This window comes from Streptomyces sp. NPDC002138, from assembly GCF_040296485.1.
Lineage (GTDB): Bacteria > Actinomycetota > Actinomycetes > Streptomycetales > Streptomycetaceae > Streptomyces.
The window spans coordinates 70,018-83,819 of record NZ_JBEOXE010000035.1; the positions used below are offsets into that span (position 1 = coordinate 70,018).

The 13,802-nt window shown below is 70.5% G+C and carries 14 protein-coding genes; 11 read left to right on the forward strand and 3 right to left on the reverse strand.

All coding sequences use genetic code 11. The annotated features are described in order from the left end of the window. Positions 1–19 precede the first annotated feature (19 nt). The 6 genes from ABT084_RS22805 to ABT084_RS22830 all read left to right on the forward strand — a co-directional run bounded on the left by ABT084_RS22805 (position 20) and on the right by ABT084_RS22830 (position 6,116). Positions 20–1,591, forward strand: coding sequence for an ABC transporter ATP-binding protein (locus tag ABT084_RS22805; protein ID WP_502968998.1), 1,572 nt, complete (start codon positions 20–22; stop codon positions 1,589–1,591). Beyond that, positions 1,588–2,703: an ABC transporter permease gene (locus ABT084_RS22810; protein ID WP_351046836.1), complete on the forward strand. Its 1,116-nt coding sequence runs from the start codon at positions 1,588–1,590 to the stop codon at positions 2,701–2,703. The genes ABT084_RS22805 and ABT084_RS22810 overlap by 4 nt, the downstream gene beginning before the upstream one ends. Then, positions 2,700–3,965, forward strand: a complete 1,266-nt coding sequence (locus tag ABT084_RS22815; RefSeq protein WP_351046838.1) for an ABC transporter permease — start codon at positions 2,700–2,702, stop codon at positions 3,963–3,965. The genes ABT084_RS22810 and ABT084_RS22815 overlap by 4 nt, the downstream gene beginning before the upstream one ends. After that, positions 3,962–4,360, forward strand: a complete 399-nt coding sequence (locus ABT084_RS22820) for a cytidine deaminase (RefSeq protein ID WP_351046840.1) — start codon at positions 3,962–3,964, stop codon at positions 4,358–4,360. The genes ABT084_RS22815 and ABT084_RS22820 overlap by 4 nt, the downstream gene beginning before the upstream one ends. Before the next feature lie 93 nt (positions 4,361–4,453). Further along, the gene (locus tag ABT084_RS22825; RefSeq protein WP_351046842.1) at positions 4,454–5,731 is read left to right on the forward strand and encodes a thymidine phosphorylase; all 1,278 of its coding nucleotides are present in this window, start codon (positions 4,454–4,456) and stop codon (positions 5,729–5,731) included. A gap of 67 nt (positions 5,732–5,798) precedes the next feature. Then, positions 5,799–6,116: a sulfate transporter gene (locus ABT084_RS22830; RefSeq protein ID WP_351046845.1), complete on the forward strand. Its 318-nt coding sequence runs from the start codon at positions 5,799–5,801 to the stop codon at positions 6,114–6,116. Here the strand turns inward: ABT084_RS22830 and ABT084_RS22835 are convergent. Next, positions 6,113–7,090, reverse strand: coding sequence for a sigma-70 family RNA polymerase sigma factor (locus ABT084_RS22835; RefSeq protein ID WP_351046848.1), 978 nt, complete (start codon positions 7,088–7,090; stop codon positions 6,113–6,115). The two genes, ABT084_RS22830 and ABT084_RS22835, sit on opposite strands and share 4 nt — an antisense overlap. Before the next feature lie 109 nt (positions 7,091–7,199). Then, positions 7,200–8,243 (reverse strand): ScbA/BarX family gamma-butyrolactone biosynthesis protein, encoded by a 1,044-nt coding sequence (locus ABT084_RS22840; RefSeq protein WP_351046851.1) that lies wholly within the window; start codon positions 8,241–8,243, stop codon positions 7,200–7,202. Between the two features lie 349 nt (positions 8,244–8,592). Here ABT084_RS22840 and ABT084_RS22845 point away from each other — a divergent pair, with 349 nt between their 5' ends. After that, the gene (locus ABT084_RS22845) at positions 8,593–9,234 is read left to right on the forward strand and encodes a ScbR family autoregulator-binding transcription factor (protein ID WP_351046854.1); all 642 of its coding nucleotides are present in this window, start codon (positions 8,593–8,595) and stop codon (positions 9,232–9,234) included. Positions 9,235–9,313: 79 nt separating this feature from the next. Here the strand turns inward: ABT084_RS22845 and ABT084_RS22850 are convergent, their stop codons facing one another. Beyond that, on the reverse strand, positions 9,314–10,012 hold the full coding sequence (locus ABT084_RS22850; protein ID WP_351046857.1) for a TetR family transcriptional regulator: 699 nt from the start codon (positions 10,010–10,012) through the stop codon (positions 9,314–9,316). Positions 10,013–10,170: 158 nt separating this feature from the next. Between ABT084_RS22850 and ABT084_RS22855 the strand changes: the two genes are divergently transcribed. The 4 genes from ABT084_RS22855 to ABT084_RS22870 all read left to right on the forward strand — a co-directional run bounded on the left by ABT084_RS22855 (position 10,171) and on the right by ABT084_RS22870 (position 13,624). Further along, complete coding sequence (locus tag ABT084_RS22855; RefSeq protein WP_351046860.1) at positions 10,171–11,052, forward strand: helix-turn-helix domain-containing protein; 882 nt, start codon at positions 10,171–10,173, stop codon at positions 11,050–11,052. A gap of 18 nt (positions 11,053–11,070) precedes the next feature. Continuing rightward, positions 11,071–11,928 (forward strand): MBL fold metallo-hydrolase, encoded by an 858-nt coding sequence (locus ABT084_RS22860; RefSeq protein ID WP_351046863.1) that lies wholly within the window; start codon positions 11,071–11,073, stop codon positions 11,926–11,928. Positions 11,929–12,107: 179 nt separating this feature from the next. After that, on the forward strand, positions 12,108–12,755 hold the full coding sequence (locus ABT084_RS22865; protein ID WP_351046866.1) for an AAA family ATPase: 648 nt from the start codon (positions 12,108–12,110) through the stop codon (positions 12,753–12,755). A gap of 74 nt (positions 12,756–12,829) precedes the next feature. Then, positions 12,830–13,624 (forward strand): AAA family ATPase, encoded by a 795-nt coding sequence (locus ABT084_RS22870; protein ID WP_351046869.1) that lies wholly within the window; start codon positions 12,830–12,832, stop codon positions 13,622–13,624. The last annotated feature ends 178 nt before the right edge of the window (positions 13,625–13,802 follow it).

The following is a 13,802-nucleotide window of genomic DNA, read 5'->3' on the forward strand; positions in this document are numbered from 1 at the left end:
CCCCCCTCTCGCCGTAGAACTGAACGGCATTACCAAGCGCTTCCCCGGCGTCGTCGCCAACAAGGACATCGCGATCACCGTCCGCAAGGGCACGGTCCACGCCCTCGTCGGTGAGAACGGCGCCGGCAAGTCGACCCTGATGAAGATCCTCTACGGCATGCAGAAGCCGGACGAGGGCACCATCGCGATCGACGGGGAGCAGGTCACCTTCTCCAGCCCCGGCGACGCCATCGCCCGCGGCATCGGCATGGTGCACCAGCACTTCATGCTCGCCGACAACCTCACCGTGCTGGAGAACGTCGTCCTCGGCGGCGAGAAGCTCTACGGCATCGGCGGCAAGGCCCGCAAGAAGATCAAGGAGATCTCCGACGCGTACGGCCTGGGCGTGCGCCCGGACGCCCTCGTCGAGGACCTCGGTGTCGCCGACCGGCAGCGCGTGGAGATCCTCAAGGTCCTCTACCGGGGCGCCAAGATCCTCATCCTCGACGAGCCGACCGCCGTGCTCGTCCCGCAGGAAGTGGACGCGCTCTTCGACAACCTGCGCGAGCTCAAGGCCGAGGGCCTGACCGTCATCTTCATCTCGCACAAGCTGGGCGAGGTGCTGAAGGTCGCCGACGACATCACCGTCATCCGGCGCGGCACGACGGTCGGCACCGCCGACCCGCGCAACACCACGACCAAGCAGCTCGCCGAGCTGATGGTCGGCTCCGAACTCCCGTCGCCCGAGACCCGCGAGTCCACGGTGACGACGACGCCGATGCTCCAGGTGGCGGACCTGCGCCTGGCGGCCACCGACCCGGACGGCGTCGTCCGCGAGGTGCTCGGCGGCATCGACTTCACCATCCACAAGGGTGAGGTGCTCGGCATCGCGGGCGTCGAGGGCAACGGCCAGACGGAACTCATCGAGGCCCTGATGGGCATGAGCATCCCCGATGGCGGCACCATCACCCTGGACGGCAAGGACATCTCGACCGTCACGACGCGCAAGCGCCGCGAAGGCGGGATCGGTTACATCCCCGAGGACCGCCACCGGCACGGCCTGCTGCTGGAATCCCCGCTGTGGGAGAACCGCATCCTGGGTCACGTCACCGAGGCGCCCAACTCCAAGCGCGGGATCCTGGACCCGAAGGCCGTGCGCGCGGACACCGAGCGGATCGTGCGCGAGTACGACGTCCGCACGCCCGGCATCGAGGTCACCGCGGCCTCGCTCTCCGGCGGCAACCAGCAGAAGCTGATCGTCGGCCGCGAGATGAGCCACAGCCCGAAGTTCCTGATCGCCGCCCACCCCACCCGCGGTGTGGACGTCGGCGCGCAGGCCCAGATCTGGGACACGATCCGCGAGGCCCGCCGCGAGGGCCTGGCCGTGCTGCTGATCTCGGCCGACCTGGACGAGCTGATCGGCCTGTCCGACACCCTGCGCGTGATCTACCGCGGCCGCCTGGTCGCGGACGCGAACCCGGCGACCGTCACCCCGGAAGAACTCGGCACCGCCATGACGGGCGCCGCGACCGGGCACCTGGAAGCACCCGACAACCACTCCGACGCCGGTACCGACGCTGGTACCGCATCCCCGGAGGACGAGGCCCGATGAAGAAATTCGACAAGGACCGGCTGCTCCTCGCCTTCGCCGGGCCCGTGCTCGCGCTGGTCGCCGCCTTCGTGCTGACCGTGATCGTGCTGGCGGCGACGGGCGTGGACCCGATCGAGCCCCTGCGCCTGATGGTGGAGAACGCCGGTTACGAGGACGTACAGATCCTCATCCTCAACCAGGCGGGCACCTACTACCTGGCGGCCCTGGCCGTGGCCATCGGCTTCCGGATGAACCTCTTCAACATCGGCGTCGACGGCCAGTACCGTCTCGCGGCGATGATCTCCGCGGTGGTCGGCACGGCCGTGACCCTGCCCGGCCCGCTGCACATCCTGCTGATCGTGGTCGTCGCGATGCTGACCGGTGCGTTCTGGGCCGGTATCGCAGGTGTCCTGAAGGCCAAGCGAGGGGTCAGCGAGGTCGTCTCCACGATCATGCTGAACGCCATCGCGACCAGCCTGATCGCGTGGCTGATCCTGCCGAAGAACTTCGGCGTGCAGCCCGTGGGCTCCAACGACCTGACGACCGGTGACATCGCCGAGTCCGGCTGGTTCCCGGCGGTGACCGTCGGCGACGGCCTGGAGATCTACGGCTTCACCTTCGTGGCCTTCGCGCTGGGCATCGTCTACTGGTTCACGCTCAACCGGACCCGCTTCGGCTTCGACCTGCGCGCCACCGGCGCCAGCGAGTCCGCCGCGCAGGCCTCCGGTGTGGACGCCAAGAAGATGATCATCACCTCGATGCTGATCTCGGGCGCGGTCGCGGGCCTCTCCGGCATGCCGCAGCTGCTGGGCGAGACCCACACGTACAACCTGTCCTTCCCGCTGGGCGTCGGCTTCACCGGCATCACCATCGCGCTGCTGGGCCGCAACAGCCCGGTCGGCATCCTCTTCGCCTCCTTCCTGATGTCCTTCATCGACAAGGCCTCGGCCTCGCTCGACCAGAACGGCTACGCCAAGGAGATCGGCACGATCATGAAGGGCCTGATCGTGATCGCGGTCGTCGTGTCCTACGAACTGGTCCGCCGCTACGGGATCCGCCGCCAGCAGCAGAAGGTCGGCGAGGAGCTGGCCGCCGGCCACGCCATCAAGACCGAGAAGGAGGTCGCGGCGTGAGCACCAGTACCGTCTCCGCGACGAGCGCCGCCCCCAAGAAGCAGGGCGGCCGCCAGAAGCTCACCCTGCCCTGGATCATGCTGATCATCGCGGGCGGCCTCGCGCTGATCTCGCTGGTCCGCGTGGTCAGCGGAGCCCAGGACCTGACCTCGGTCGGCCAGGTGTCCGGCGCCCTCTCCCTCGCCGTGCCGATCGGCCTCGCCGGTCTCGGCGGCCTGTGGGCCGAGCGTGCGGGCGTCGTCAACATCGGCCTCGAGGGCATGATGATCCTCGGCACCTGGTTCGGCGCCTGGGCGGGCTACCAGTGGGGTCCGTGGACCGGCGTCGCCGCCGGCATCATCGGCGGCGCCATCGGCGGCCTGCTGCACGCGATCATCACGGTCACCTTCAACGTGAACCACATCGTCTCCGGTGTGGCCGTGAACATCCTCGCGCTGGGCTTCACCCAGTACCTGTCGAACTTCACGTTCAACGAGGCCCCGGGCGGCTCCTCCAAGCAGTCCCCGCAGGTGGAACCGATCTACAAGATCACCGTGCCGGGGCTGTCCGACTGGATGACCACCCTCCAGGGCAAGCACTGGTTCTTCATCTCGGACGTGGCCGGCGTCATCGGCGGCCTGGTCACCGAGCTGTCGCTGCTGACCGTCGTCGCGCTGCTGCTGATCCCGGGCACCTGGTGGGTGCTGTGGCGCACCACCTTCGGCCTGCGCCTGCGCTCCTGCGGTGAGAACCCGGTGGCCGCGGAATCCCTCGGCGTCAACGTGTACAAGTACAAGTACATCGCCGTGATCGTCTCGGGCGGCCTGGCCGGCCTCGGCGGCGCGTTCCTGTCGATCGTCGCCAGCCCGATCTACCAGGAGGGCCAGACCGGCGGCCGCGGTTACATCGGTCTCGCCGCGATGATCTTCGGTAACTGGATGCCCGGCGGCATGGCCCTGGGCGCCGGCCTGTTCGGCTTCATCGACAGCCTCAAGCTGCGCGGTGGCGCCGAGAACGTCCACGCGCTGCTGCTGCTGGTCGCGATCGTGCTGGTGCTGGCCGCGATCTGGCAGGGCTACCGGAAGAAGTACATCTCGGCGGGCGTCTCGGCGGTCTGCGCCGTGCTGCTCTACGTCTGGTACGCGACGACGGACGCGGTCCCGAGCCAGTTCGTGGACGCCGCGCCCTACGTCACCACCCTGCTGGTGCTCGCCCTGTCGGCGCAGCGCCTGCGGATGCCGAAGGCGGACGGCATGCCGTACCGCAAGGGCCAGGGCAAGTGACGACCGCGACCGTCCCGGACTGGGACGCCCTGCGCGACGCGGCCCGGGACGCCATGTCCCGGGCGTACGCCCCCTACTCCGGCTTCCCGGTCGGGGTCGCCGCGCTGGTCGACGACGGCCGCACCATCACCGGGTGCAACGTCGAGAACGCCAGCTACGGACTCGGCCTGTGCGCCGAGTGCGGGCTCGTCTCGGCCCTCCAGGCCACCGGCGGCGGCCGCCTGACGCACTTCACGTGCGTCGACGGCAAGGGCGAGGTCCTCGTCCCGTGCGGGCGCTGCCGGCAGCTCCTGTACGAGTTCGGCGGGCCCGAGCTCCAGGTGGAGACGCCGGAGGGCGTCCTGCCGCTCGCGGCCATGCTGCCGCAGGCCTTCGGGCCCGACCACCTGAGATAGCCGTGCGGACGGCCCTTCGCCCCCCGAGGCGGAGGGCCGTCCTACTTCCCGTCTTTTTCTCCTCCATCTCTATGCGCGTAGAAGGAAGCATCCATGGACGTCATCTCCGTCATCCGGACCAAGCGTGACCGCGGTGAGCTGAGCCCCGAGCAGATCGACTGGGTCATCGACGCGTACACGCGCGGTGTCGTCGCCGACGAGCAGATGTCGTCCCTGGCGATGGCCATCCTGCTCAACGGCATGAACCGCGCCGAGATCGCCCGCTGGACCGCCGCGATGATCGCGAGCGGCGAGCGCATGAACTTCGACTCGCTGTCCCGCCCGACCGCCGACAAGCACTCCACCGGCGGCGTCGGCGACAAGATCACCCTGCCGCTGGCCCCGCTCGTCGCGGCCTGCGGCGCGGCCGTACCGCAGCTCTCCGGGCGGGGCCTCGGCCACACCGGCGGCACCCTGGACAAGCTGGAGTCCATCCCGGGCTGGCGCGCGCTGCTCTCCAACGAGGAGATGCTGCACGTCCTGGACACCACCGGCGCGGTCATCTGCGCGGCGGGCGACGGGCTGGCCCCGGCGGACAAGAAGCTGTACGCGCTGCGCGACGTCACGGGCACCGTCGAGGCGATCCCGCTGATCGCGTCGTCGATCATGTCCAAGAAGATCGCCGAGGGCACGGGCTCGCTGGTGCTCGACGTGAAGGTCGGCTCCGGCGCCTTCATGAAGAACATCGAGGACGCGCGCGAGCTGGCCTCGACGATGGTCGGCCTCGGCACCGACCACGGGGTCAGGACGGTCGCGCTGCTGACCGACATGTCCACCCCGCTGGGCCTGACCGCGGGCAACGCGCTGGAGATCCGCGAGTCGGTCGAGGTGCTCGCCGGCGGTGGCCCGTCCGACGTGGTCGAGCTGACCCTGGCGCTGGCCCGCGAGATGCTGGCCGCGGCGGGCATCCGCGACGCGGACCCGGCGAAGGCCCTGGCGGACGGTTCGGCCATGGACGTCTGGCGCCGGATGATCGCGGCGCAGGGCGGCGACCCGGACGCGGCCCTGCCGGTGGCCCGGGAGCAGCACGTGATCAGCGCGCCGGCCTCGGGCGTGCTGACCCGCATGGACGCGTACGCGGTCGGCGTGGGCGCCTGGCGCCTGGGCGCGGGCCGTGCCCGCAAGGAGGACCCGGTGCAGGCGGGCGCGGGCATCGAGCTGCACGCGAAGCCGGGGGACGCCGTCGTCGCGGGCCAGCCCCTGATGACGCTGCACACGGACACCCCGGAGAAGTTCGAGTACGCCGTCGCGGCCCTCGACGGTTCCTTCGACATCGCCCCGGCCGGTACGTCCTTCACGGCGACCCCGATCGTCCTGGACCGCATCGCGTAACGCGCCGCCCGCCTGGTCCCGCCGCCCCCGCCGATGACTTTCGGCGGGGGCGGCGGTCATTCATGGCGTGAAGACGAAACGATTCGTGGTGCCGGGGCCCGGAATGACGGCCGGGGAGACGGGAGAGGCGCTCGCACGGCTGCGGTGCGGAGCGGGGGTGGTGTGGGACGTCAGCGCCGTCACCGAACCGGGCCTGGCGGCCGTGGAGGCCCTCGCACGGCTCGCGCTGGCCGCTCGCCGGAGCGGGGCCGCGCTGACCGTCACGGGGGCCGGAGCGGGGCTGCTGGGCCTGCTCCGGCTGGCGGGGCTGGAGGAGCTGGCGGGACCGGCCGGGGAGGCCGGGCCAGGGGGTGTTCCCCACGCACATCCGTCGGACACCCCCTAGCCGAGGTGGTCCGGGAGCCCGAAGAGGGGGAACCAGCGCGCGGTGTCCAGGAAGGCGTTGAGGCCGACGATCCGGCCCTCTGAGACCTCCAGGACCTGCAGGGCCCATGGGGTGTGACCCCGGCCGTCCGCCGCCGGGCGGTACTGGCCGAAGGCGGGCATGCCGTTCGCCGTGGTCGCGACCAGGCGCGAGCCGCGGCAGCCGATGCCCTGGTTCAGGTGCCAGGCGGCGATGTCCTCGTGCCCCTGGAGCCACAGGTCGAACGGCGGCATCGACAGCACGGCGTCCTCGTGCAGCAGGGTGGTCAGCCGCGAGATGTCGTACGCCTCGAAGGCGGCGAGGTACTGCTCCAGCAGCTCGGCCTGCCCGGCGTCCAGCGGGTCCGCCGCTTCGCTCGCGCGCATCCGGGTCGCGGCCAGGGTGGCCCGCGCCCGCTGCAGGGCGCTGTTCACCGAGGCCACGGTCGTGTCCAGCAGGGTCGCGACCTCGTCCGCCTTCCAGGCCAGCACCTCGCGCAGGATCAGCACGGCCCGCTGCTTGGCCGGCAGGTGCTGGAGCGCCGCCACGAAGGCGAGGCGGACGGACTCCTTGGCCAGCGCCAGCTCGGCCGGGTCGGCGGTCTGCGGGAGCACCCGGGCGTCCGGCACCAGCTCCAGCCAGGTCACCTCGGGGCGCTCGCTCAGGACCGCGGAGGCCTGGTGCTGCGGCGCCGTGAGGTCCATCGGGCGGGCCCGCTTCTTCCCCGCCGCCAGCAGGTCCAGGCAGACGTTGGTGGCGATGCGGTACAGCCACGACCGCAGCGAGGAACGGCCCTCGAACTTCTCGTAGCTGCGCCAGGCGCGGATGTAGGTGTCCTGCACCGCGTCCTCGGCGTCGAAGGCCGAGCCGAGCATCCGGTAGCAGTAACCGGTCAGCTCGGTCCGGTGCCGGTCCATCGCCGAGTCCAGCTCCGGCCTCGTCGCGAGGTCACTCATGATCGTCGAACCCCCTGGTAGATCCCGATACTTGGGAAGCTACCCGAGGGGTCCGACAGCGGCAGCCCGGACGGGCCCGGCGCGGGCCGGCGCGGTCCGGCGGGGGCGCCTACGCGGAGATCGCGGGCTGGACCGCCGGGTGGGCCGCGGCGTGCGGCACCGCGGGGTCCGCGAGGGGGCGCCGGGCGGGCAGCGGGGTCGTGCTGACACGCGCCGTGAACAGCTCCTGCCCCTCTTGGTGGATGGTGACCAGCACCCGGCCGGTGCCCGGTTCCGGTTCCGCTTCCACCCAGCACGGGGAGTCGAGCTCGGCGAAGCGCGTGAACCGGGTGTCCATCGCCGCGGCCATGGCCCGGGCGGGCCCGGCGACGACGTGGGCGGCCTGGCGGGCGGCCTCCAGCATGAGCGCGCCGGGGACGTGGTCGACGGGGTGGTCGAAGAGCACGGGGTGGTCGGTGTCCACGCGCAGCTGCCAGCGGTGCGGGGAGGTGGTGGCGGCGAGGACGACGTTCTCCCGCAGTTCGTGGCCCACCAGCTTCGGCGAGACCGGCAGCGGCACCGGGACGGAGCCCGCCAGCGCGGTGTCCACGTCGGCGTAACCGGCGCGCAGTCTGCGGTAGATGGCGGGCGCGTGGCTGCTGAACCGGGTCTGCGCGCTGCCGAGCCAGACCCCGTCGCGCCGGGCCTCCACGTGCAGGGAGAGCGCGCCGAGCTTGCCGCGGCGCTGGACCACGTCGTGGCAGTTGACGTACAGGGTGACCTCGGCCGGCCGGAGCCGGGCCTGCAGGGCGGCGGCGCCGGGGGCTATCGCGTAGCGGAAGTACTCCCAGATCAGGTGGTGCCCGAAGGGGACGGTGTACGCGGCGTGGGAGAGCAGCGGGAAGATCTGGCGCACGGTCTCGGCGAAGAGGAGGGGATCGTGCAGCCCGTTCTGGGAGCGGTAGAAGCTGTGGGCGCGGGGCCATTGGGCGGTGATGGTGAAGGAATCCTGGTCCTCGCGGTGCCAGCCGGTCAGGAGCACCTCCGACAGGGCGGCCTTGTGGACGTACTCGCGGGGGACGGTGGTGGTGACCGTGGCGGGCGGTTCGGCCGGTCCGCCGAAGGGGAGCTGCGGGATGGCGCCGGACTGGTAGCGGGCGTACTCGAACTCCATGTGTATCCCCCTGAGATGGCCGTGCGAGAACCGGTGTGGTGCAGGCGTGGTGCAGATGCGTCGCGAAGGCGTGGCAGGTGCGGTGCGGTACCGGGGCAGGCTGGCCGGGCTCCCTCCGGGACGAGGTTCCGGGGTGGCCAGCTCGAATTAAACTAGAGAGTGCTCGTTTTGTTTGTCGAGCGTGAACGGGTGGAAAGTCGAGAGTGGCTTGAACTGGCCGCCAGAGGATGCGTTCATCGGGAGAGAGGCCCACCCAGGCCCGCCGTCCGCTGGCATAACATAGAGGGCGTTCGTTTTTTTGCGAGAGGGGTGCTCGCATCATCCGACCCAAGGCGCAAGTGGAGTGATCGTGTCGCAGGCCAGGCAAGCCCGAGCCATCCGGACCCGAGAGAAGATCCTCCGGGCTGCCGCCGAAGTGTTCGACGAGCACGGTTTCTCGGGTGCGAGCATGAACAAGATCGTGCGCACGGCGGACACCACCATGGGCGCGATGTACTTCCACTTCGCCTCCAAGGAGGAGATCGCGAAGGCGGTCATGGCCGAGCAGGCCACCGACCTGTCCTTCACGGAGGGTGAGGACGGCCTCCAGCGGCTGATCTACATCAACCTCGAGGTCGCGCACCAGATGCGCACCAACGTGCTGTTCCGGGCCGGTGTGCGGCTCGCGGTGGAGCAGGGCGAATTCGGCATGCGGGACGCGGCCCCGTACCGCCTGTGGATCGACCTCTTCCGCGCGCAGCTCGAAGCGGCGCGCGCGCAGGGCGAGTTGCTGCCCGGCGTGGACGTCGAGGACTTCGCCGAGATCCTCGTCGGGGCGTACACGGGCACCCAGCTGATGTCCAACATCACCACCGGCAGGGAGAACCTGATAGGGCGGATCAGTGCGCTCTGGGGCTACCTGCTCCCGTCCATCGCGGCGCCCGCGGTGATCGCCAAGCTCGACCTGACGGGCGCCGCGCGCGCCGAAGGGCAGGGCGCGGCGCAGGTCTGAGCGGACCCGCGGTCAGCGGGAGCCGGTCGCTCCGGGCGGCGGCCCGGGCCGGTGCGAACCCTTCTACGGAGGGGTCTTTTCAGGCCACCGAAGGGTCTTTGCCAGGTGAGGAGGGGTCCGCGGCCCTGCCGTCAGATCCACAGGTAACGGACGCAGGGGAGATTCCGGACCACAGGACCTCCCACACTTCGGCCAGTCGGCCCCGCACGCTCCAGCCACTGCCCGATGCCGACTCGTACTGCCGCTGCACCGACACCTCGAGGTTGGAGATGAGGCAGGCGACGAGCACCCCGACGATTTCGGGGTCCGCGCCCGGCCGGCGCTCCAGCTCGCCGCCGCGGTGGGCCCGGGTCAGCAGGGAGCGCACGGCCGGGGTCCACGCGTCGTACCAGTCGGCGCTCACCGGCAGCTCGCGCGAGAGCCGGGCGGCGGCCCGGACGACCGGCTGCTTCTCCAGCAGCCCGGCCAGCGTCTGTGTCACCTCGGTGAGCGCCTCCAGGGCGGAACCGCCCGGTCCGGTGGAGACCGCGGCCTCCTCGACGGCGTCGGCGGTCAGGTCGTGACCGCGTTCGCACACCGCCTCCGCCAGGTCGTTCTTCGCGGGGAAGTGGAAGGTCAGGGCGCCGATGGTGGCCATCGCCGACCTGCTGATCCGGGTGAGCGAGGTGCCGGCGTACCCCCTGCGGGCGAATTCCTCCCCTGCCGCCTCGATGAGCAGGCTGCGGGTCCGGCCGGCCCGCTCCTGCTTCGTACCTGCACGTTCGTGGTGTGTCGTCATGGGTGGCCCCTCGGTGGTCGGTGGTCGGCGTCGTTCCGGCCCCCCGGCCGTGCGCTACGTAGGTAGCATCCCAGAAAAACAAAGCGAGTACTCTCTATGGTGTAGAAAAAAGAGCGAGCGTTCTCTACGCTTACCGGGGAGTGAGGAGGAGATGCACGATGACTCGTAACGCACAGCGGCTCGTGGACCCGAAACTCGCCGAACTGGGAAACTTCCTCGCCGAGCGCCGGGCCGAGGTCACCCCCCAGCAGGTCGGACTCCCCGGCGGAGCGGCCCGCCGGGTGCCAGGACTGCGCCGCGAGGAGGTCGCGATGCTCGCCGGCATCGGCGCCTCCTGGTACGCGTGGATCGAACAGGGCCGCGCCAAGAACGTCTCCCCGGAGATCCTCGGCGCCATCGCCCGGGTGCTCCGCCTCGACGAGACCCAGCGCCTCTACGCCATGCGGCTGGCCGGCTACGCGGGAGTGGGCCGCCCCCAGCGCTGCGCCGACGACGACCTGCCGCTGCTGCTCCAGGTGGTCGACGGCTTCCTGCCCAGCCCCGCCTACGTCCTGGACCACTGCTGGGACGTCACCGCGGCCAACGCCACCGCCACCCGCCTGCTCGGCCTCGGCGGCGAACGGTCCAACTACCTGCGCACGCTCTTCCTCGACCCCGCCGCCCGCGAACGCTTCCCCCAGTGGGACCAGGAGGCCGCCGCGGCCGTCGCCGCCTTCCGCGCCCAGGGCGGCGAGCTGCTCGCCGATGCCCGGCTGGGCGCGCTGGTACGCGAACTCACCGAACTCAGCCCGGTGTTCGCCGCCCTCTGGGCCCGCCACCGGGTCGCCACCCGCACCGAGGGCGTGCAGCGACTGCGCCATCCCGACCTGGGTGAGCTGGAGTTCACCAAGATCTCCCTGTGCGTCAACGGCCGCGCCGGTCTCCAGCTGATCCTGCTCAGCCCGCAGTACGGAACCGCCGAGTTAACCGAGCAATGGGCCGCCGCCGGGCGGTCCGGCGTCCTGGCCCGCCCGCTCGGCGGACACGGCGCCATCGTCTGAGAAGAGGACCGATCCGCCATGACGACCGTCACCCGGGGAACCACCCCGGCCACCGCGCCGCGCACCCTGCGCTTCGGTGAGCACACCGTCACCTGGCTGCCCGACGGACACGTACAGCTCGACCCCAGGCGCTGGCTCCCCGACAGCACGGCCGCGGACTGGGCCGGCCGCAACGCCGCGCTCCTGGACCCCGACGGCTTCCTGACCGCCTCCATCGGCGCCCTCCTGATCCGCCACGGCGACCGCGCGATGCTCGTCGACGCGGGCTTCGGCCCCCACGCCGTCCCCGCCGAGAACACCCACCCGGCCCTCGGCGCCCTCGTCGGCGGACAGCTCCCCGCGGCCCTCGACGCCGTCGGCGTGGACCCCGCCGCCATCGAACTGATCGCCTTCAGCCACCTCCACGACGACCACCTCGGCTGGGCGCTGCGCCCCGGCCCGGGACTCGCCTCCCCCTTCGTCAACGCCGCCTTCGCCGCATCGGCCGCCGAATGGTCCCACTGGGCACGGCCCGCCGCCGGTTCGAGCCGGACGCGGACCGTCGGGGGCGGGGAGGAGGTCTTCCCCGGCGTCACCGCGTGGCCGACCCCCGGGCACACCGCCGGACACACCTCCTACGTCCTCACCTCCGGCGAGCGCCGGCTGATCGCCTTCGGCGACCTCTTCCACACCCCGGCCCAGCTCGCCCGCCCCGACTGGCGGGTGGTGGTCGACGCGCACCCCGAGCGCGGGGCCGAGGCCCGCCGCGCGCTGCTCGCCGAGCTGGCGCGCCCCGGCACCGCCGGCTTCGCCAACCACTTCTCGGGCGCCGTCTTCGGGCGGCTCGCCAATCATTCCGGCACGCCCTGCTGGGAACCTTTGGAAGAATTTTATTAAAAAGCGTTGCCACCCTTGCAGATCTTCCGTCCCGGCTCCAGAATTCATGGAGCCGGGGCTTTCTGTGTGAGCCAGCCGGCTCCTCGGCCTGCCCCGCCTATTGGTGGTGGTAACAGGTGTCCTGCTCATAGCGGCAGGAGAGGCTGTGAAAAAGCCCGCGCTGCTGAAATGATTTCTGCATGAGCCAGAGAATCGCCATTGCCGGCGCCTACGGATCTGGAAAGACCCTCCTCTCCGAGGCACTCTCCGAAGTGACCGGACTTCCCTGCGCCAAGGGAACCGTCATGCGGGAGCCCATTGGCGGGGAGGGAAAGCACACCTGGAGCTGGACCGAGGGCGAGCTGCTCCAGCTCACCGTGCGGCGCCACGCCGAGCGCACCCTGGCGGAGGCGGCCCACCCGGCCGGCTTCATCAGCGACGGATCGATCATCCATGACTGGGTGTTTGCCAAGCTCCGCCTGATCGTGGGCCCGAAACCGGGCACCGAGCAGCCGCTCGACAGCCGCTTCCGCAGCGAGGTCACCGCCGCCTACGAAGACGTCGCGGACCACATCGGCAAGCTCGCGGTGCAGCACGCGAAGACCGCGTACGACGTCTTCTTCCACCTGCCCGTCGAATTCCCGCTGGACGGGGACGACCGTCCCGTCAACGACATCTTCCGCACACTGTCGGACAAGATCCTGCTGCCCGCCATAGCGGAAACCGGCATTCCCGTGCACACGATCACCGGCACGCCCGCCGAGCGCCTCCAGCGCATTGTCGAGATCACCGGTCTGCCCGTCGCCGTCGACATCGACAAGGCGCTCGCGGCCGTCCAGGGAAGGTAGATCAATTCAGATTCCGGCCCCCCTCGGAAAGTAGCTCCACTCACCCAAGCGCCAACGGAGAAAGGTCACAGAAAATGCAGCTCGAGGTCCCCAAGTGGGGCGACAAGCCCGATCTCAAACTGGCGATATCCGGTACCTACTCGACCGGGAAGTCGACCACCACGGAAGCCCTCGCCATCGCGACCGGCATCCCGCGGACCCACGCCAAGACCTCGCGTGAGCTGCTCGTCGACCTCGTCCCCGGCAAGACGGTGATGGAGCTCAACGCCATGGAGCTGGTCAAGCTGGGCCTGCGCCGTTACGAGGAGCGCCTCGTCAACGAAGCGGGGACCGGCGCGTTCATATCCGACGGCGGCGTCTTCCACGAGTGGGTCTACTTCGAGGCCCGGATGCGGGTCGGCATCAACCCCGGCATGCCGTGGTGGTTCCAGGGCGTGAAGAAGACCCTGGGAGTGGTGTCGAAGGGCTTCTACCAGAAGTACACGAACACCCTCGGGGAGATACAGAAGGACCGCGCCAAGCGGTCCTACGACGCCTTCGTCCACCTGCCCGTCGAGTTCGACATGGACCGCGACGGACACCGGCCGGTCTCCGAGAAGTTCCGCCGGCTCTCCGACGAACTGCTCCTCGGCGCGCTGGAGGAGACCAAGATCCCGTACCGGATCGTGGGCGGCCCGATCCCGCAGCGCATCGAGAAGATCGTCGAGATCTTCGAACTGCCGCTGGTCGTACCCGTCAAGGAGGCGATCGAGGAGGCGGAGCGCCGCGTGGCCGCCGACGCCTCGGACCTCCAGCGCAACCTCGCGTTCATGGCGTCCAGACGGCAGAAGTCCTTCGGCCGCAGGCTCGCCTACGCCTTCCGCTACTGACCCGCGCCGCCACCGACCGCGTCGACGCGCCCACCCCCGCCGCGTCCGACGCCCCGCGCGCGGCCCCTTCCTCCCCACTTCCCCCGTGGCGGAAGGGGCCGCCCGCAAGGACCGCGAGCACCGCCAGGACACCCCTGACGTACGAGCGCCACGAACGAGAGACACGCATCGAGACCGA